21 protein-coding genes are annotated in these 18,249 nt (G+C 38.0%); 9 read left to right on the top strand and 12 right to left on the bottom strand.

Going from position 1 to position 18,249, the window contains the following annotated elements; translation table 11 throughout:
- Nucleotides 1-53: 53 nt before the first annotated feature.
- Nucleotides 54-2,432 (bottom strand): DNA polymerase II, encoded by a 2,379-nt coding sequence (locus AC27IF_RS07955; protein ID WP_487053479.1) that lies wholly within the window; start codon nt 2,430-2,432, stop codon nt 54-56.
- Between the two features lie 100 nt (nt 2,433-2,532).
- Between AC27IF_RS07955 and dinG the strand changes: the two genes are divergently transcribed.
- Entirely contained in the window at nt 2,533-4,656 is a 2,124-nt protein-coding gene (gene dinG / locus AC27IF_RS07950; protein ID WP_487053477.1) for an ATP-dependent DNA helicase DinG, read from the top strand.
- 57 nt (nt 4,657-4,713) lie between these two features.
- Here dinG and AC27IF_RS07945 read toward each other — a convergent pair whose 3' ends face one another.
- Genes AC27IF_RS07945 through AC27IF_RS07935 form a run of 3 tightly spaced genes read right to left on the bottom strand, consistent with a single transcriptional unit; the run spans nt 4,714 to nt 5,794 of the window.
- The gene (locus AC27IF_RS07945; protein ID WP_487053475.1) at nt 4,714-5,169 is read right to left on the bottom strand and encodes a GNAT family N-acetyltransferase; all 456 of its coding nucleotides are present in this window, start codon (nt 5,167-5,169) and stop codon (nt 4,714-4,716) included.
- 42 nt (nt 5,170-5,211) lie between these two features.
- Nucleotides 5,212-5,490 carry a putative quinol monooxygenase gene (locus tag AC27IF_RS07940; protein ID WP_487053473.1) on the bottom strand — a complete coding sequence of 93 codons (279 nt, stop codon included), beginning with the start codon at nt 5,488-5,490 and terminating at the stop codon, nt 5,212-5,214.
- A gap of 25 nt (nt 5,491-5,515) precedes the next feature.
- Nucleotides 5,516-5,794 (bottom strand): Rdx family protein, encoded by a 279-nt coding sequence (locus tag AC27IF_RS07935; protein ID WP_487053471.1) that lies wholly within the window; start codon nt 5,792-5,794, stop codon nt 5,516-5,518.
- Nucleotides 5,795-6,056: 262 nt separating this feature from the next.
- On the opposite strand from AC27IF_RS07935, the gene AC27IF_RS07930 reads away from it, so the two are divergent.
- Nucleotides 6,057-6,470, top strand: coding sequence for a hypothetical protein (locus AC27IF_RS07930; RefSeq protein ID WP_487053469.1), 414 nt, complete (start codon nt 6,057-6,059; stop codon nt 6,468-6,470).
- A 61-nt stretch (nt 6,471-6,531) separates the two neighbouring features.
- Here AC27IF_RS07930 and AC27IF_RS07925 read toward each other — a convergent pair whose 3' ends face one another.
- From AC27IF_RS07925 to AC27IF_RS07895, 7 genes are all read right to left on the bottom strand, one after another.
- The gene (locus AC27IF_RS07925; protein ID WP_487053694.1) at nt 6,532-8,319 is read right to left on the bottom strand and encodes an ABC transporter transmembrane domain-containing protein; all 1,788 of its coding nucleotides are present in this window, start codon (nt 8,317-8,319) and stop codon (nt 6,532-6,534) included.
- Between the two features lie 200 nt (nt 8,320-8,519).
- Nucleotides 8,520-8,984: a DUF2867 domain-containing protein gene (locus AC27IF_RS07920; RefSeq protein WP_487053467.1), complete on the bottom strand. Its 465-nt coding sequence runs from the start codon at nt 8,982-8,984 to the stop codon at nt 8,520-8,522.
- Nucleotides 8,985-9,044: 60 nt separating this feature from the next.
- Nucleotides 9,045-9,383: a hypothetical protein gene (locus tag AC27IF_RS07915; protein ID WP_487053466.1), complete on the bottom strand. Its 339-nt coding sequence runs from the start codon at nt 9,381-9,383 to the stop codon at nt 9,045-9,047.
- Nucleotides 9,384-9,841: 458 nt separating this feature from the next.
- Nucleotides 9,842-10,216 carry a hypothetical protein gene (locus AC27IF_RS07910; protein WP_487053465.1) on the bottom strand — a complete coding sequence of 125 codons (375 nt, stop codon included), beginning with the start codon at nt 10,214-10,216 and terminating at the stop codon, nt 9,842-9,844.
- An 83-nt stretch (nt 10,217-10,299) separates the two neighbouring features.
- Nucleotides 10,300-10,518 carry an IS3 family transposase gene (locus AC27IF_RS07905; protein WP_487053464.1) on the bottom strand — a complete coding sequence of 73 codons (219 nt, stop codon included), beginning with the start codon at nt 10,516-10,518 and terminating at the stop codon, nt 10,300-10,302.
- Between the two features lie 181 nt (nt 10,519-10,699).
- Entirely contained in the window at nt 10,700-11,338 is a 639-nt protein-coding gene (locus tag AC27IF_RS07900) for a DsbA family protein (RefSeq protein WP_487053463.1), read from the bottom strand.
- 33 nt (nt 11,339-11,371) lie between these two features.
- Entirely contained in the window at nt 11,372-11,731 is a 360-nt protein-coding gene (locus tag AC27IF_RS07895; protein ID WP_487053462.1) for a DUF2750 domain-containing protein, read from the bottom strand.
- Between the two features lie 149 nt (nt 11,732-11,880).
- Between AC27IF_RS07895 and AC27IF_RS07890 the strand changes: the two genes are divergently transcribed.
- From AC27IF_RS07890 to AC27IF_RS07860, 7 genes are all read left to right on the top strand, one after another.
- Nucleotides 11,881-12,435 (top strand): TrmH family RNA methyltransferase, encoded by a 555-nt coding sequence (locus AC27IF_RS07890; protein WP_487053460.1) that lies wholly within the window; start codon nt 11,881-11,883, stop codon nt 12,433-12,435.
- Between the two features lie 268 nt (nt 12,436-12,703).
- On the top strand, nt 12,704-12,886 hold the full coding sequence (gene napE, locus AC27IF_RS07885) for a periplasmic nitrate reductase, NapE protein (RefSeq protein ID WP_487053458.1): 183 nt from the start codon (nt 12,704-12,706) through the stop codon (nt 12,884-12,886).
- Between the two features lie 20 nt (nt 12,887-12,906).
- The gene (gene napF, locus AC27IF_RS07880; protein WP_487053456.1) at nt 12,907-13,482 is read left to right on the top strand and encodes a ferredoxin-type protein NapF; all 576 of its coding nucleotides are present in this window, start codon (nt 12,907-12,909) and stop codon (nt 13,480-13,482) included.
- On the top strand, nt 13,472-13,753 hold the full coding sequence (locus tag AC27IF_RS07875; protein WP_487053454.1) for a chaperone NapD: 282 nt from the start codon (nt 13,472-13,474) through the stop codon (nt 13,751-13,753). The genes napF and AC27IF_RS07875 overlap by 11 nt, the downstream gene beginning before the upstream one ends.
- Before the next feature lie 60 nt (nt 13,754-13,813).
- Complete coding sequence (napA, locus tag AC27IF_RS07870; protein ID WP_487053453.1) at nt 13,814-16,312, top strand: nitrate reductase catalytic subunit NapA; 2,499 nt, start codon at nt 13,814-13,816, stop codon at nt 16,310-16,312.
- A 9-nt stretch (nt 16,313-16,321) separates the two neighbouring features.
- Nucleotides 16,322-16,822, top strand: a complete 501-nt coding sequence (locus AC27IF_RS07865) for a nitrate reductase cytochrome c-type subunit (protein WP_487053452.1) — start codon at nt 16,322-16,324, stop codon at nt 16,820-16,822.
- Between the two features lie 8 nt (nt 16,823-16,830).
- Nucleotides 16,831-17,418: a cytochrome c3 family protein gene (locus AC27IF_RS07860; protein ID WP_487053451.1), complete on the top strand. Its 588-nt coding sequence runs from the start codon at nt 16,831-16,833 to the stop codon at nt 17,416-17,418.
- A gap of 44 nt (nt 17,419-17,462) precedes the next feature.
- On the opposite strand, the gene AC27IF_RS07855 is transcribed toward AC27IF_RS07860, so the two are convergent.
- Nucleotides 17,463-18,218 carry a DNA alkylation repair protein gene (locus AC27IF_RS07855; protein WP_487053450.1) on the bottom strand — a complete coding sequence of 252 codons (756 nt, stop codon included), beginning with the start codon at nt 18,216-18,218 and terminating at the stop codon, nt 17,463-17,465.
- Between the last annotated feature and the right edge of the window lie 31 nt (nt 18,219-18,249).

Below are 18,249 nucleotides of genomic sequence, written 5' to 3'. Positions count from 1 at the left end.
ACCTGCATTTCACCTGTTATTTTCATTTTATCTATATCAGCTAAGAATATTTGCTAAAACAAGCCTAGTTGCGCATCGGTTATTTGTGCAAAGCTAGTACCTACAAAAGGCAATATAGCATCAGCTACCGCACATAGTTGCCGATCAATATAGAATTGATAATCTAATGGCGCAGATAAATGTTCAACGGTTTGTGGCCCATTCAAGGTCATATAGTATTCAATCCAGCCGCGCTGTTGATAGCGTAACGGCTTACCCTGCTTTTGATTAAGAGCATCGGCTAAACGTGCTGCTTTGACATGAGGAGGAACATTTTTAACATAATCCTTTAACTTACGTCGAATACGCTTTCGATAAACAAGTTTGTCATCAAAGTCGCCGTTTAAGGTTTGTTTAACCGTTGCTTTGATAAAATCATCAACACTTTCTTGATTAAAGACTTTTAAATATAAGGTGTGCTGGAAGTCTTTCGCCAGTTGTGTCCAATCGGTTCTGACACTTTCTAAGCCTTTAAATACCAATTTTTTAGGTGTGTCTTCCCCTTTGCAAACTAAGCCAGCATAACGCTTTTTCGTTCCTACATCTCTGCCACGAATTGTCGGCATTAAAAATTTACTAAAATGGGTTTCAAATTCTATTTCTAACTCACAGGCTAAATTGAATTCTTCTTTGATATGATGGTGCCATTTGCTATTAATCAATACCTCTAACTCTTTGCCTAGCAGCTTACTTTGCGTCGATGTCAACTCAGCTCCAACATGCACAAAAATTGAGTCGGTATCACCATAAATAACTTTATAGCCCTTATTTTCTATCCATGCTTTGGTGGTTTTTAATATTTCATGGCTACGTTTGGTGATAGAGCCAGATAAACGCGGATCGAAAAAACGACACCCAGTTGAACCTAGCACCCCATAAAAGCTGTTCATAATTATTTTAATCGCTTGCGATAAAGCGGCGTTTTGTTGCTCTTTAGCCTTATCACGCTCTGACCATAGGGAAGTAATTATGTCTGGTAAAAAGTGCTTCTCTCGAGAAAAATAGGCACCATCAAAACCTATGATAGCGTCGATATCAGCTAGCTGCTCTCGTAAACCTTCAATCAAGCCCATAGGATCAATTTTAAAGGTACGAATAATACTTGGGTATAGTGATTTAAAGTCAAGCACTAATACATTGTCATAAAGACCCGGTATTGAGTCCATGACATAACCGCCAGGAGAAACAAGGCCCGATTCACCATCCCCCATATTGGGTGCTACATAACCACTGCGGTGTAACTTAGGTAAATAGAGGTTAGTAAAAGCAGCAACGGAGCCACCTACTCGGTCAATAGCAAGTCCTGTTAACTGCGCCCTAAGTTGTGCAAACGCTAATAATTGCGTTTTCTCAAAAATTAACCATACCAATCGACAATCTTCTAGATTATAAGCAGCCAGTGCTTGTTTATTGTGATGAAAATTATCGGTGATTTCTTTCACTCTATTATCAACATCATCTACTTTTTTACCTAGACCGAGTAAAGTGTTGGCGACATTATCAAGAGAAAAACTGGGGAAACTGTACGTGGCGGTTTTCAGTAAATCGATACCATCTAGGACGACTCGCCCTGCTATTTCGATGAACTGCTGATCTTCATTATTACTATTTGTGCGCCAACGAGGGGCGCTACCATCACGGCCGATAGTAAATTTAACCTGATGTAAATCCATGCGCTTTTGCAGTAAACGAAAGTCAAAATTAATGACATTCCAGCCAATAAAAATATCAGCATCGATAAGTGATATTTGCTTTATCAACTCAATAAGTAATTGTTTTTCATCTCTAACCCAAATGATATATTCCGAAGCACCAATTTCAGGCTCACCTATCATGATCACATATCTAACTTCTGTGTCATTGTTAGCATAAAGACCAATTGAATAAAGCTCTCCTGACATTGAACATTCAATATCAAGTGATAACATAGTCAGATTGATGTGGTGATCTTTTGTTGATTTTTTACACTTCACCTGCCTTTGATTGATAAAATCAATATCAGCCGTAATAAAGCGCTCCATCAAATATCTATCGTCTGGGCGAATATCATCTTCATAACACTTTATCTGCTGTGCTTTAAGACAATCACGAGCACGATAAAATTGCGATAATGTAGCAAAATAAAAGCCATGTACACTTTGTTGACCGAAGGTTTTTAATGGCAAGGCTTGATGTTTAACGACTGAAATATTATTTTTATCAAGCAAACTACTGGCTTGTACAACCTGCTTTTCTTCAACAAAAAAAACCGCCAGTTCATTATTAATGATCAATTTATGGGCACGCTTAGCGTCTTTTAACCATAAAGTCACCTGTAAGCCGCTACCTTTATCTTTTACATGGCGACTTAACAAGAAACCGCTTTGTATTGTTTGTGGCAATGACTGTGGCATAATTTTTAAAAAGTATGGAAATTATAGAGAGAAAGGTTAAAAACCTGTTATTATATACAGCATCATATCGTATTCGCTTTACAATGGAAACCATCGCTAAATGTTAACTGATAAATTGAAACAAGTGATCCGCCAATCATATAAAGCTATTGGTGAGAACTTAAGCAATTTCAACCCTCGTAAACAGCAAACATTTCTTATTGCTGAAATTTCCAAAACCTTAGCGGGTGAATACAGTAAAGACAGAAAAATCATTACTATAGAAGCAGGAACCGGCACAGGTAAATCATTAGCTTATAGTTTAGGTGCTATTCCACTAGCCTTAGCTAAAGATAGAAAGGTTTGTATTTCCACTGCAACGGTTGCGCTACAAGAGCAGTTAGTTGATAAAGATTTACCTTTTTTAAAAAAACACGCTGGCTTGAAATTCGACTTTGCCTTAGTCAAAGGTCGCCAACGTTATGTTTGTCGTCAAAAACTAACACAAGCGGTGTCTACAGATTCACCTCAAGCCGGATTTACTTTTGCAGAAAAGCCTCAGGCCAGTGATATTCGTACCTTAAATGCCATGCATAAAGCCTTAAATGATGGCTCTTGGCATGGCGATATAGATTCTTGGAAAACCCCTATTCCACATCATATTTGGTCACAAGTACAAAGTGATAAACACAGTTGTTTGAAAACGTTAGCGGATCATCATCACTGTCCATTTCACAAAGCACGTGAAACCATGGAGCAAGCACATGTATTAGTGGTTAACCATAGTTTATTACTGGCCGATCTTGAGCTAGGTGGCGGCAGAATTTTATCTCCACCCGATGAAACCTTTTATATTATTGATGAAGCGCATCATTTGCCTAAAGTCACCCGAGATCACTCCAGTGCTAACATCACCCTGCGCGGCGCCATTGATTGGTTGTCAAAGCTCAGAGAAACCGGTGATAAAATGGCTAAGCTTATTAAGTCGCAACGGGCCATATCGCCAGCACTAAAGCTTAGTGATGATTGCCAAGACTTATTAATAGAAATGCAAAAGGTACTAACCTTTGTTGAAAATAATGCCAATGTCTATTTTTTAGAAAATAAGCAGGCTGACACGAATAACTTCAAAAAAAATGACGAAGAAATATACCGTTTTGAAAATGGCATCATTCCAAAAACACTGAAAAACTGGGCTGAGGATTGCAATGAGCTGAGTAAAAAGTCATTAAGCCATTTAAATAAACTTTACAGTGCCTTAATAGAGTCAGTAAAAGATGGTGAAACACAAATGTATCTTGCCGAGCCGGTATTAAGTGAAGCGGGATTTATGTTACAACGCTTAGAAAACTTAACTGCCCTTTGGTATATGTATGCTAAATCTGATAGTGAAAAAGCTGCACCTATGGCTAGATGGTTACAAAAGCAAGCTCCACATAAAGGCAATGCCCGCCAAGATTATTTATTGTGTGCTTCTCCCATTGAGGTTGGTTTCACTTTAGAGGATAAATTATGGAGTCAGTGTGAAGGTGCAGTATTGTGCTCTGCAACATTACTTGCGCTTAATTCATTTGATCATTTTCGTTTTCAAGCGGGTTTAAAAAATAATGATGGTAGCCAATACCAACAAGTAACATCTCCCTTTGATTATCAAAATAATGCTCAACTTGTCGTGGCAAAAATGAATTACGAGCCGAGTGCTGGGCAATTTACCGATGAATTAATTGAAAAGTTACCTAAATATTTAGATCAAGGTAGTGCTAGCCTAGTGCTATTTTCATCTTATTGGCAAATGGAAAAAGTCGCGCAGGCACTTAGAGATAAACACAAACTAGAGATAGCGGTACAAGGTGAGCATTCGCGTCAACATATTATTGAAGCGCATAAAAAACACTGCGACGATAACAAAACCAGTATTATTTTTGGTACCCAAAGCTTCTCTGAAGGTTTAGATTTAGTGGGTAATTATTTAAACAATTTAATTATTACCAAACTGCCTTTCTCAGTGCCAACCTCCCCTGTTGAGCAAGCTCAAGCTGAGTATGTTAGTGCAAAAGGTGGTAATCCCTTTATGACACTCTCTGTGCCTGATACGTCAAAAAAGTTGGTGCAAGCTTGTGGCAGGTTACTTCGTAATGAGCTGGACGAAGGTGTGATCACCTTAATGGATAAGCGTGTGGTGACTAAACGCTACGGCAAGCAATTACTAGACTCTCTGCCTCCTTTTGCTCGCGTTATTGAATAGCTTACCTGAGCTCGACTTAACCAGCCTGAGTGCTGGTTAGTTATTTATTTTTAAACACTAAATCAGTTTAGTCAGGAACATACTGTGGGGATCTGTTTCATAATCAGCAAACGGTGCGCACTCTTCAAAACCAAAACTAGTGTACAATTGATGTGCTGGCTTAAAGGCAGCCATAGTGCCGGTTTCTAAACTAACCCTCTCTAAAGAAAGGTCTTTGGCTGATGCCAAAATATGCGTTAATAATTTAGCGGCAACTCCTTGTCTTAGAAAGGCGCTTGAAGTTCGCATGGATTTTAACTCGCCATGTTTTTCGTTAAGCAACTTTAGAGCGCCGCAGCCAGCTAACTCACCGCTTATCCAAGCTGACCAAAAGGTAACATTGCTGTTTTTCAGAGCCGATAAATCTAAAGCATGTACACTTTCAGGCGGCGAATGTTGCAACATATCTTCATGATGCTCTTGTAGCAATCGCTCCACCGCTTTACCGTTAAGATCATCAACAATAATATTCATATTTTTCCTAATAATTGAAAAGTTACCGCTTACAAAGCCAAATTATTCAGAAGTAATTTGATAGTGACGTATAACATTACTACTTACCTCACCCCAAACGGAGTTTTTCACTCTTTTTTGATGAACGTCGAAGGCTTGCTGATTAGCAAATTCTTCATACACATAAAATTTATTTTCATTTACCTTGTCTTGGTTAACCTCAAAGATAAGACAACCTGCTTCATTACGTGTTAACTCAATATGAGCCGGCAGTGCTTGATTTACTTTTTCTAGCTCTGCGTCTAAAACAAGTATATGACCTTGTAAAATAATTTTTGACAAATCAATTCCTTAGCTAGCCTTTCAACTAAGACTTTTTACGATCGATACAACCTAAATCTTTCTCAGGCACTATGGCATCGCGTACGATTTGCTTTAATTGAGTGATTTCAGGAAAACCACCGTCTTCTTTGCGTGACCAAATGCGCTTACCATTGGCAATAATCTCAAAGATACCACCTGTACCTGGTTGTAAAGATAATTCACCTACTTCACCATCAAAGGTTGTCAGAATTTCTTGAGCCATCCAAGTTGAACGCATCAGCCAACGACATTGCGCACAATATTTTATTTCAATTTTATTCATTAGCTTTTCCATCTATTTAATCATCAATAGCATAACATATTGCTATCATAGCTTAAGCGAACAAAGGGTTTAATTATGAAAGGAAATATGTCTTTTTTATATTTTTATCCATAGTTTACATTTATTTTTATCGTTGTGGTTTACAATGGTTTATCACTAATTAAATAGATGACTCTTTATGCCCTCTTGTAAGTATCTCCTTTATCCCACAATAGCACTAACGTTATTGATCTCAGCATGCAGTAGCGTTAGTAAATCAGACATGCGAGACTTTTTCCGAACGGAAATTCGTGACGATGACTCAAAAATTTTTACTTTTACAGTCATTGTTTCCATGGATGATAACAAAGGAGCGAAGAAAGGAGGCCAAGAAAACCGTCAAGGTAAACAAGGAAGAGGCTCTGGCGGACGCGGCGGTCAAGGCGGTCAAGGCGGTCAAGGCGGTCAAGGCGGTCAAGGCGGTCAAGGCGGTCAAGGTCAGCAATCAGGAAAAAACACTAACAATGAAGACATGATTGAATTATTTGACGAGTTATTAGCCGAGCGCTTTTATAAAAACAAATATTGCCGTAAGGGTTATATTACGCTTGATAAAAGCTTTAGTGGAACCATGTATACGTTACGTGGCGAGTGCCATGAAAGTGCCACTAGCGAAGATAGAAAAAAGTTTTTATAGCCTTATCATTCTTTAAAGCAAACGATGGAGCTTCTAGCTTGCTTTAAAGAAAACGTTCAACTCAATTTACATTGTTATTCGCTTTATCAAACTGAAGCTCACAAAGCCGTTGATAAAGCGTTGAACTCTTCAACAATGACTGATGATTCCCAGTATCCACAATTCTCCCTTGCTCCATAACAACAATTAAATCCGCATGAATAACCGTCGCTAACCGATGCGCAATAATTAATGTTGTTCTGTTAGTCATTAATTCATCTAATGCAGCCTGTACATGGTATTCACTTTGCGCATCAAGAGCACTCGTTGCCTCATCAAGCAGCAGTATATCTGGATCTTTGAGAATAGCTCGAGCTAACGCAATGCGCTGCTTTTGTCCACCCGATAAACGCACACCTTGCTCACCTAAAAAACTACCATAACCTTCAGGTAACTGTTCAATAAACTCATGTGCGTGTGCTCGTTTTGCTGCATCAATAACTTCTTCATCACTCGCATCTGGCTTACCATAACGTATGTTGTGCCAAACATCTGAGCTAAACAATATAGGATGCTGTGGCACCATGCCCATCAATTGGCGTAAATCCGTTAATTTTAATTGTGTAATATCAACACCATTAAAGCTAATACTGCCATTTTGAGGATCATAAAATCTCTGTAACAACTCGAATAACGTTGTTTTTCCAGCTCCCGAGGGCCCAACTAAAGCAATCACTTTACCCGCAGGTATAGTTAAATTTATTCCCTTAAGCGCCGCACTATCAGGTCGTGATGGATAACAAAAATCAACCTCGTTAAAGGTAACCACAGTTTGAGCAGTATGGGCAACAACTTCTGGAGTAGTTAACTCGGTAATATCACTTTCAACATCAAGTAATTCTAACAGACGAGTTGCAGATCCTGCTGCTCGTTGTAATTCACCATAAACCTCAGCAATGGTTGCCACCGACATAGCCACCATGATGGCGTAAAATACGAAAGCACCTAATTCCCCACCACTCATTTCGCCATTTAAAACATCCATCCCCCCTACCCATAACATGCCACTGATAGCACCAAAGGTAAGAAATATAACAATAGCAATTAAATAAGAACGTTGTTTTACCCTACGTTTAGCAACAGTAAAAGCCTTTTCGACTTCATCAGCAAAGGCACTTTGCTCTTTAGCTTCATGGGTATAACTTTGTACCACTTTAATATTTTGAATAATTTCACCTGCATAAGTGCCAACATCCGCAATAGCATCTTGTGAGCTTGCCGCGAGTTTTCTCACTTTACGGCCGTAAATCATCATAGGAATTAAAATAATTGGCACAGATAAAACAACAAACATGGTTAGTTTTAAGTTCGTGACCAACAACATCACTATACCGCCGATCAACATTAATAAACTGCGTAGCGCCATCGAAAATGAAGAGCCAATAATAGATTGTAATAAAGCGGTATCAGTGGTTAAACGTGACATTAACTCACCACTGCGATTTTCTTCAAAATAACTGGGATGCAAAGTCACCACGCGATTAAATACCGCTTTACGGATATCGGCACTAACACGCTCACCCAACCAAGACATTAAGTAAAAACGGCTAAAAGTTCCAACTGCCAACAAACTAATTAAAGCAATCAAAACTAAAATAGCCGATTGTAATTGCTCTACAGACCCAGCAATAAAGCCGCTGTCGATAACAAACTTTACCCCTTGCCCTAAAGACAAGTTAACTGCAGCAGTTAGTAATAAAGCCAAGAGTGCTAGCGCCAACATAAATTTGTAGGGTTTTATAAAAGCGAATATTGGCAAAAGGCTAGTAAAAGCTTTACTGTTATTTTTTGAAGAGCTATCGACTTTAATAGGATGATTGATGATTTGGCTGTTGTCACTCACAATAGAGTCTCGGGAAAGAGTAATTAAATAAAGGTGGCTATGAAAAGAAATAATTCAAGTGTTTAGCTAAAATTTAAAAGTGAAATAAAGACTATAAATAGCCTACTTATGACTTCAAGGAGCGATAAACAACTGTTATTTTTTCTACTTGAATAAATTATTATATTTTACTTTTTACTACGAGCCATATGTACACGAGCTAAGGCATTACGAGCAATTAAAATATGAAACGGAAGAATAGCTGCAAGGTAAATTTTACCGCCGATATTGTTTGTATGCACCCAAGTAGATAGAAATATTCTCCCTTGGTGAGAAATCACAGACACCCGAAAATTTAAATGCTTATCATTAAAGCCAGCAATCAACTCTCGTTCATTCTCAAGTTCAACAGGGAACAGTCCTACTTTATCTACTGCAGCAGGGCCATCGCTTGAAATACCAAATGGGGACGTTAATAAGTTTCGAAGTCCTACAAGAAACCGTGCCCAACCAGGAAAATCCGTAATAATCTCAGCAGCATCACGTGGTGTCAGGTCAGACTTCACAGAAAAGCTATCTATAAAATCTCTAGGCTTAATTCGTTTGTTCAAAAGGCTATCCGACGGGAGCTCAGTAGAAACGACCTTGTTCATAATACCTATATCCTTATTTGCATTAAAAAAACTAACAGTTTTTAGTCCTGATTAATTAGTTTATAAGTTGCTGATTACACCAATAGTTGATATATAAATCAAGAAACTACCAAATATTAAAGAAACAAATCCTGCAAGCCTAAATGTACTTTTAAACTTATGAGCAGACCAAACTGCAAATTTTCGATGTTTAACTGAACCTGTGATTATAAGGCCAAAACCAACGGCAATAAGTAGATAACCAATGCTTAATATTAATTGAGGATATAAGGTGGTTTGGTTATACATTACGAATACAAGCCCTGCAATTAACCGACTAACGACCTCAAACCAATGAAAATATGCTTTTCTACTGAAGTCTACGATCCCATTTGACCAATAATTTGGGTTAACAATCATGATGATACTCAAACATATCATTAATAATCCAAACGCGGTAATGAAATACACCTAAATCTCCTAAGCAACTAACGCCCCATTCAAGGACTAATAATGGCTTGCTAAAATCGTGTAGCGAAGCAGAGTCGATAAAGCTGTTAGCAACCCCGTTACTGTTATGGCTTGTTATATGCTGCTTAGTCGGAGCTAGACTTCTTATTTGACAAGTTACAAATAACAACACTTAAAAATAGGCCTATCATCGGCGTAAAAACAATTCCAAGCCCAACCGCACCATATATATCTATCTGATATATGTCTAGAAATAGACCTAATGCTGTACCTATAATCAGGCCGAATGATATATAAATTGTATATTTATTTTTAATCATAATGACACCTATCTCTAAATAGGTTAATACCAACTAAGAGTGCTAATTGGAAAGCAACTCAGCTCAAATACAACTCCGTGGCTAGCTTTACTTGGCCACTGCAGTTGCAAGTGATTTTACATACATGTAAGACGCTAAGAAACTTACGATATACCCGCCGAGCATCAATCCAGAGAAAAACAAAATATTTAAGAAAATCGAAAATTTTAAAATATAATTAGTAGTAATGCATGTTGGGCTTACACCATGCTTTGAAATAACTATTACAGTAGCTAAAAGCGATAAAAAAGTACAAAGCCCAGCATAAATTGCTGCAATAACGATAAAAAATTGAAACCCTCCAAAGCAGCCAAATTTGCTATCGCAATTATTTAGTACATAAGTATTAATGGCAGAATAAATCACTGGTGGTATAAGAAGAGCTAAAAATGCAGTAAAGAGCATTAAGAGAATATGTTTCATATAAAGTAACGCATTAAATCCATTTTTAGTAAATATCACGATCCGCTTGGTAAACTGGAGTACCCATAAAAAGTAGACACTGTTTATGCGCCAATGCGCTCATATTCAGCTGGACTGACATAGCCCAACGCTGAATGCCTACGTAAACGGTTATAAAAAACCTCAATGTATTCAAATATACCTGATTTAGCTTCGTCAATCGAGCGGTATTGCTCTGCGTAAATTAGCTCTACTTTCAAGCGACTATAGAAAGATTCCATCACTGCATTATTCCAGTAATTACCGCGACGACCCATACTCACTATTCCAAATTTACTGCGGATTAAGTGTTCGTATTTAACTGCGCGATATTGTATGCCCCTATCAGAATGAATAATTAATCCTGACGCTATATCTCGACGGGCTTCTGCTCTTCGAACGCTGAAATCGTGTCAATCAGATTCAAGCTTCTGGAATTTATAGCATTATTTTGTTATACAACTTTTACGGCATTATTCGTTTAATTTCAGCAAGTGAAATTTGGTAATCGTGGTAATCCAAAGTAATACTCGTGCGTTGCGCTTCTTGTTCAAATACCAAAGATGGAAAGCCTTGATTAGTTAACTGCCTTGCTAAAGCGATTTCGTTATTTAACTGTATTTCCGTGTCATTTGAAGTTAGATCTGCCTTGAACTGTGCTATGTCAATATTTGAGACAGAGCTATCATCCTGCTCCCTTAACTCCTCAACTAACCGAACCAATACATCTGACTTTGAAGGATTTAAAGCACGCAAATAATAAGCTCGTTGAATCGCAGTAAGCATTTCAAATTGAAACCCTTGACGTTGTGCAGCGATAACTGCACGACAAGAAAGGTAAGTTGAGCGATATGGTGTATTAGCTGTCCAAAAATCGAAATTGAACTCTGTACCTAATTTTTGTTGAATATTTCGCCAGTGCCTTTGAATGGTTTTTTGCAGCTCAACCGGCATTGGTATATCCGTATCAGGAGCTAAACCACCGACAACATAACGCACGGCAACCGATGTTGGTAATGCCCGTTGCAAAGCATCCCATACCGGGCGATATCCCCAACACCAGCTACACATAGGATCATGAATGTAATATAAAACTGCAGTCATTGGTGATTTCCATATTAGATGACTTGATAAGGGTTATTTTAACGACTCTATTTCAGCTAACGCTTGAGTAAAATCAGCAAGCTCCATTTCAAGGTATTCTGCATTTTCTTGCCAATCAATACCTACAATCACATTATCCTGATTTAAGTCTTCTAACCAAAACTCAAACCAGTCGGATACTGATATTTGACAAGATTTGTAACTTGCCCATTCTTCAATACAATGTGCTTGAGCTAGTTCTTTCGTTGACCAAAGAGGCATAACTTCTGTACTTTCAAAAGCAACTGAGTCAAGAACTACCCAGTCTTCACTCTCTTTATCTTGTAGCGCCCATATAACCTGAGATGGTTTAACATTGGTTAAAAAGTCACTTAGTGTGTTGTTATCAGACATAATGTAAAAATTCTTTATTTAAATGAATAGTCAGATTATACCTATTAGCAAAGAAAAAAGGGATTATTTCACCTGAAATCTATGCCCATTAAGCATTATAATAGCCACAAGTGTTATTCATCCCCATTGATTTTGAACAAGAGTAAAGCATGCATTTAGAAAAACAACTTAGCAAAGATGACATTCGTAAAAACAAACCGACACGAGAAGAGTATCTAAAAAAACCAAAACTCCCACTTGTGCTGGTATTAGATAATGTGACTAACAGTTATAATATTGGCTCATTTATCCGTCTTGCCGATGCTTTCGCTATCGAAAAAATTATTGTTTGTGGTGAATTAACTATTTCAGATAAAAAAATGCGAAAAGCTTCTAGAAATGAAGCAAAGTGGGTTTGTATTGAATATAGCGACAGTACAACGCTAAGTTTACAAAAACTACTTGCAGACGATTACACTGTTTTTGGCGTCGAACTATGCCATGATTCAGTTGACTATAAAGACGTTATTTATCCCGAAAAATCAGCCTTAGTATTAGGTAATGAACGCAAAGGTGTTAGCGAAGCGGCATTAAAATTAAGTCAGCAACAAATACATATTTCTATGTTCGGCATGGGTAATTCATTAAATGTTTCAACAGCTGGCGCAATTGTTTTAGCGGAATGCGCTAGTCAAATTCGAACAACAAGTACTACAGTGACCTAAATAAGGTAACTGGATATAAATATTCTCATCAAATCAGCAAAGTACCCTAGGCTTCATTAAAGTTACTTTGCTTATCTACTCATATTCTGAATAAGCAACTCCCCACACTAACTAAACATTAATTCACTGTCGAAGAAATACTTTTCTTAGCTAAACACAAAACCCTTGATCTAAATCAATTAATAAATAATTAATATTTCATTAACAATGACAACTAATTATTCCTCTACTATACTGCTGTAACTTAATAAAAATAATGTGCCTGATTATGATTAAAGAAGTTTCTACAAACGAGAGCGCCCCTACCCCTGAACAGCAAAAGAAATATGAACGTAATACTTTTATTTTTCTAGCCGTTTTCTTAGCCCCAATAATATCTGTAGCCATTGTTGGCGCATTAGGATTTTCTATTTGGATCAGCCAAATAATTTTTGGCCCTCCTACTTTATGATATAGAGTTAAGCTAAATTTATGTCAAATGGTATTGATCTGCAAAAACGCAGTTTCCTCAGAGGAAGAATAAAACCAACAAGAGAGATAAGGTTACCTTGGGTGATCAGCGAACAAAGTTTTGTCCAAGGATGTAGCCAGTGCCAAGATTGTATCTCTGTTTGTGAAACAAACATCATTACCCGAGATGGTAATGGTTTTCCTACCGTCGACTTTTCAAAAGGTGAATGTACGTTTTGTCAAAAATGTGTAAATACATGCCAAGAGCCATTATTTATAGACTTAGATAACCATAGTGAAGCATTAGACAAGCCACTACCCTGGCCTATAACCTTAGACATCTCAGATAAATGTTTAGCAAAAAACAATATTTATTGCCAAAGTTGTCGCGATGAATGCGAGCCCGGCGCAATTAAGTTCTCTTACTTTGTTAACGGTGAAACAAGCAATATTCCTCAACCTGAAATTAACCATGCGGACTGTACTCAATGTGGTGCTTGCGTTTCTAGTTGTCCACAAAGTGCCATCAACAGTACTTTCATTAATCAATTTCCAAGTGCTACGGAAAATAAAATAGAGGCTTTAAATGTCGGCTAATCAAGCAGTTAATAACGAATTAGACAAAAAAAACGAATATCACGTTGCCAGCTTTGTTGCTCATGCGGTGGTAGAGAATATTCCTGAAGTAACCAGTGCTATTGAATCTATAGCAGGAGCTGAGGTACATGGCTCTAACCCTGAAGGAAAAATTATCTTTACCGTTGAAAGTAACAGCCATAAAGCAATCGGAATTAAAATAGATCAGCTAAAAGAGCATAAAGGTTTGATCAATATTTTACCTGTATATCATCAATACCAAGATGAATAGAAAATCATAATAAAACTAAAAAACTAATAACTATCACTAACAAAATAGAAAGGTGACAAAATGACCATCAATCGCCGAGAGTTTATCAAAGCAAGTGCTATTTCAGCAGCCGCATCGGTTGCTGGAATAAGTGTGCCTGTAAAGGCATCAAATTTAATTACCAGTAGTGAATTAACGAAACTAAAATGGGATAAAGCCCCATGCCGTTTCTGTGGTACTGGCTGTAGTGTTAATGTTGGCGTAATGGATGGCAAAATTGTTGCTACCCATGGCGATATTAAATCACCTGTGAATAAAGGCCTAAATTGTGTAAAAGGCTATTTCCTTTCAAAAATCATGTATGGCAAAGACAGGTTAACTACGCCATTACTAAGAATGAAAGATGGAAAATACGCTAAAGAAGGTGAGTTTACTCCAGTATCATGGGAACAAGCCTTTGATGTTATGGAAGAAAAAGCCAAAGCGACTTTAAAAGATAAAGGTCCAACAGGCGTTGGTATGTTTGGCTCTGGCCAATGGACAGTACAAGAAGGTTATGCTGCCGTAAAATTAATGAAGGCAGGTTTCCGCTCAAACAATATAGACCCTAATGCTAGACACTGTATGGCTTCAGCGGTTGTTGGCTTTATGCGTACTTTTGGTATTGATGAGCCTATGGGGTGTTATGACGATCTTGAAGCGGCAGACGCATTTGTATTATGGGGTTCGAACATGGCAGAAATGCACCCTATTTTATGGACTCGTTTAACTGACAGAAGATTAAGCGCACCGCATGTTAAAGTAGCGGTACTTTCAACGTTTGAGCACAGAAGCTTTGATTTAGCAGACAATGGCATGGTTTTCACACCACAAACTGATTTAGCTATTTTAAATTACATTGCCAATTACATTATTCAAACCGGACGTGTTAACAAAGACTTTGTAACCAAGCATACTAATTTTAAATTAGGTGAAACGGACATTGGTTATGGCCTACGTCCTGAACACCCGCTTGAGCAAAAAGCTAAGAACAACGGTAAAACAGCAGGCAGCGCAAAAGCGATTTCTTTTGAAGAGTATGCAAAATTTGTCAGCACTTACACTGTAGAGTCGGTTTCTAAGCTGTCTGGTGTGCCTGAGAGTAATCTTAAAGCATTAGCAGAGCTTTATGCCGATCCTAAAACCAAAGTCACTTCATTTTGGACCATGGGCTTTAACCAGCATACCCGTGGAGTTTGGGCAAATAACTTGGTTTATAATATTCATTTATTAACCGGAAAAATTTCAACGCCAGGTAATAGCCCGTTCTCATTAACAGGCCAACCTTCAGCTTGTGGAACAGCGCGTGAAGTAGGTACTTTTTCACATCGTTTACCTGCTGACATGGTTGTTGCTAACCCTAAACACAGAAAAATTGCTGAGAAATACTGGCAACTACCAGATGGAACTATCCCACCTAAACCGGGTTACCATGCTGTACTGCAAAACCGTAAATTAAAAGATGGCGAATTAAACTTTTATTGGGTGCAATGTAATAACAATATGCAAGCAGCTGCCAACATAATGGAAGAAGCTTACCCTGGTTATCGCAACCCGAAAAACTTTGTTGTGGTTTCAGACCCGTACCCAACAGTCACTGCTCAAGCCGCCGATTTAATTTTACCAACCGCAATGTGGGTAGAAAAAGAAGGAGTTTACGGTAACGCCGAGCGACGTACTCAAGCCTGGTATCAAATGGTTGAAGCACCTAAAGGAGCAAAATCAGATTTATGGCAGCTAGTTGAATTTTCAAAACGTTTCAAAGTTGAAGATACATGGCCTGAAGAATTGATTGCTAAGAGTCCACAATATCGTGGGAAAACCTTATTCGACATCCTTTATAAAGAGGGTGATGTTGGTAAATATTCTTTAGATGAGGTACCTGAAGAACGATTGAATCATGAGTCACGTGATTTTGGTTTCTATATTCAAAAAGGTTTATTTGAAGAATACGCCAAGTTTGGTCGTGGCAAAGCACATGATTTAGCTCCTTATGACAGATATCATCAAGAGCGTGGTTTACGTTGGCCTGTGGTTGATGGTAAAGAAACCTTATGGCGCTTTAAGGAGGGCTCTGATCCTTATTGTAAACCGGGTAGTGATTATGATTTTTATGGTAAGCCTGATGGTAAAGCCGTTATATTCGCGCTTCCTTATGAGCCTGCAGCAGAGTCGCCTGATGAAGAATACGACTTATGGCTATCAACCGGTCGTGTTTTAGAGCATTGGCATTCTGGCTCTATGACACAGCGTGTACCTGAGCTATATCAAGCCATGCCTGATGCGCTAGTTTATATGCACCCTGATGATGCTAAAGCGAGAGATCTTCGTCGAGGCGACCTAGTAAAACTCGTTTCAAGACGTGGAGAAGTACAAACTCGTGTTGAAACACGAGGAAGAAATAAACCACCAATTGGCTTGGTTTACATGCCATGGTTTGATGCCAGCCGTTTAGTTAATAAAGTCACTTTAGATGCAACAGATCCATTATCTAAAGAAACTGATTATAAAAAATGTGCGATCAAAATTGTTAAAGTATAGGAGAGCGACATGAAACATATCATCAAAAATATTGTAAGCCAGCGTATTATGATAGCTCTGCCTATTTTGGCAGCTGTTATTTCATTTCAGTCTAGTGCTGATGAAAGTAAAAACGAACTGGCAACTTTACGCGATCAAACAGCGATTGTTGATCAACAAACCCCTAACCGTATACCAAAGGTAATTAATAAAGATATTAAAAAATCTAGAAATTACCCAATGCAGCCGCCTGTAATACCTCACACTATACGTGGTTATGAAGTGAACAAGTACAATAATAAGTGCTTATCATGTCATTCAAGGCAGTTAACTGAAGAGTCACAAGCACCTATGATTAGTGTTACTCACTTCATGGATCGTGACGGCAATTTCTTAGCTGAGGTTTCACCACGTCGTTACTTTTGTGACCAATGTCATGTTACTCAAAAGGATGCTAAACCTTTAGTTGAAAATACTTTCACTGATATGCATGAGTTAATGCTGAAATCATCTAAAACACAAGAAGACTAGGAGGCCATATGAAAAAAACTATCATTACTGGCTGGAAAACCCTGAGAAAGCCCAGTGCTTTTTACAGCCTTGGATTCTTAGTACTCGGTGGCTTTATTGCGGGTATTATTTTCTGGGGTGGTTTTAACACCGCACTGGAAGTAACTAATACCGAAGAGTTTTGTATCTCTTGTCATGAAATGGAAAATAATGTTTATGAAGAATTGAAAACAACAATACATTTCACTAACCGCTCGGGTGTACGTGCAACCTGCCCTGATTGTCATGTTCCACATAAATGGACTGATAAAATAGCGAGAAAAATGCAAGCGTCTAAAGAGGTTTGGGCTAAAATTTTCGGTACTATCAATACCAGAGAAAAATTCCAAGCTCATCGTAGACAACTTGCTGAAAATGAATGGGTTCGCCTTAAAGCTAATGACTCTCTAGAATGTCGTAACTGTCATAACTTTGATTACATGGACTTCACAGAGCAAAGTGAACGTGCGGCAAATCAACACTCTGGCGCGTTAGCAAAAGGTGAAAAAACCTGTATTGATTGCCATAAAGGTATCGCCCACCAATTACCTGACATGAAAGGTGTTGAAGGTTGGTAACATCATAGGTGTTACTGATGATATAAAGCCTAACTACTAAATAGTTAGGCTTTTTTATTTGCCGCTAACAAATATTTTCGAATATCTATTGGCATTTTCTCAATAGCATATCTCAATGTACTACGCGGCATTATGCTGCCATGCTTTTCAATATATTGAACAACATTCGCTTCATGATGGATTGAAGTGACTTTTAACAACCATCCAACGCTCTTTTGCACAAATTCATCTTTATCGTTAAGTAATAATTCGCATTGTCTAAACACAATATCTTCACCTAGGTAGTAAGTCGATTTACCAATATTTCGTTTAATAAACTTAACCAAAACCACATTACTGGCTCTTCGGCACCAAGGGTTTGATGAACAAGCCCAATGCTGAACTTTAGTAATTAAATGTGGTCGGCCAAGAAAGAAACGATAAATAGTTTTAATACACAAGTCATCAACATGAGACCAATTACTGGCATAGTGCTCTAACCAAAACTCAAAACGATCTAATAAATCATCATCATAATGATTTTTAACATATTTGTTGATTAAACCAAACGCGATCAGTACCTCTTCACTATATTCAGCAGTTTTTAATAATTGCTCCGTGATATTAAGCGTGTCTCGTGGGCAAAGCTCGGTATTTTGTATTTGAAATTGCTTAATGATGTCGGCGATATCAGCGGCATTTGCGCCAATACAATGGATGCCGTTAGGAAAATAACGGCGACTTGCCTCGGCCTTTTCAGGCGAGCTGCTCTTAAGCAAGTTGCTTTTTAATGTTTGGCAATAGTTATCATATTTATTCATAGCAATATGATAACTATTATGTGCTACTTGA

Source organism: Colwellia sp. KS18-150, from assembly GCF_057551365.1.
The sequence above is the reverse complement of the archived record's forward strand: the minus strand, read 5'-3'. Positions and strand labels throughout refer to the sequence as shown.

What these genes read in the sequence shown, in the direction of transcription:
- AC27IF_RS07955 (WP_487053479.1), bottom strand. Translation starts at nt 2,432, where the DNA reads ATGCCACAGTCATTGCCACAAACAATACAAAGCGGTTTCTTGTTAAGT.
- AC27IF_RS07860 (WP_487053451.1), top strand. Translation starts at nt 16,831, where the DNA reads ATGAAAAAAACTATCATTACTGGCTGGAAAACCCTGAGAAAGCCCAGT.
- AC27IF_RS07945 (WP_487053475.1), bottom strand. Translation starts at nt 5,169, where the DNA reads ATGAATATTATTGTTGATGATCTTAACGGTAAAGCGGTGGAGCGATTG.
- AC27IF_RS07855 (WP_487053450.1), bottom strand. Translation starts at nt 18,218, where the DNA reads ATGAATAAATATGATAACTATTGCCAAACATTAAAAAGCAACTTGCTT.
- AC27IF_RS07910 (WP_487053465.1), bottom strand. Translation starts at nt 10,216, where the DNA reads ATGAAACATATTCTCTTAATGCTCTTTACTGCATTTTTAGCTCTTCTT.
- AC27IF_RS07935 (WP_487053471.1), bottom strand. Translation starts at nt 5,794, where the DNA reads ATGAATAAAATTGAAATAAAATATTGTGCGCAATGTCGTTGGCTGATG.
- AC27IF_RS07920 (WP_487053467.1), bottom strand. Translation starts at nt 8,984, where the DNA reads ATGAACAAGGTCGTTTCTACTGAGCTCCCGTCGGATAGCCTTTTGAAC.
- napA (WP_487053453.1), top strand. Translation starts at nt 13,814, where the DNA reads ATGACCATCAATCGCCGAGAGTTTATCAAAGCAAGTGCTATTTCAGCA.
- AC27IF_RS07865 (WP_487053452.1), top strand. Translation starts at nt 16,322, where the DNA reads ATGAAACATATCATCAAAAATATTGTAAGCCAGCGTATTATGATAGCT.
- dinG (WP_487053477.1), top strand. Translation starts at nt 2,533, where the DNA reads ATGTTAACTGATAAATTGAAACAAGTGATCCGCCAATCATATAAAGCT.
- napF (WP_487053456.1), top strand. Translation starts at nt 12,907, where the DNA reads ATGTCAAATGGTATTGATCTGCAAAAACGCAGTTTCCTCAGAGGAAGA.
- AC27IF_RS07890 (WP_487053460.1), top strand. Translation starts at nt 11,881, where the DNA reads ATGCATTTAGAAAAACAACTTAGCAAAGATGACATTCGTAAAAACAAA.
- AC27IF_RS07875 (WP_487053454.1), top strand. Translation starts at nt 13,472, where the DNA reads ATGTCGGCTAATCAAGCAGTTAATAACGAATTAGACAAAAAAAACGAA.
- AC27IF_RS07895 (WP_487053462.1), bottom strand. Translation starts at nt 11,731, where the DNA reads ATGTCTGATAACAACACACTAAGTGACTTTTTAACCAATGTTAAACCA.
- napE (WP_487053458.1), top strand. Translation starts at nt 12,704, where the DNA reads ATGATTAAAGAAGTTTCTACAAACGAGAGCGCCCCTACCCCTGAACAG.
- AC27IF_RS07915 (WP_487053466.1), bottom strand. Translation starts at nt 9,383, where the DNA reads ATGATTGTTAACCCAAATTATTGGTCAAATGGGATCGTAGACTTCAGT.
- AC27IF_RS07930 (WP_487053469.1), top strand. Translation starts at nt 6,057, where the DNA reads ATGCGAGACTTTTTCCGAACGGAAATTCGTGACGATGACTCAAAAATT.
- AC27IF_RS07900 (WP_487053463.1), bottom strand. Translation starts at nt 11,338, where the DNA reads ATGACTGCAGTTTTATATTACATTCATGATCCTATGTGTAGCTGGTGT.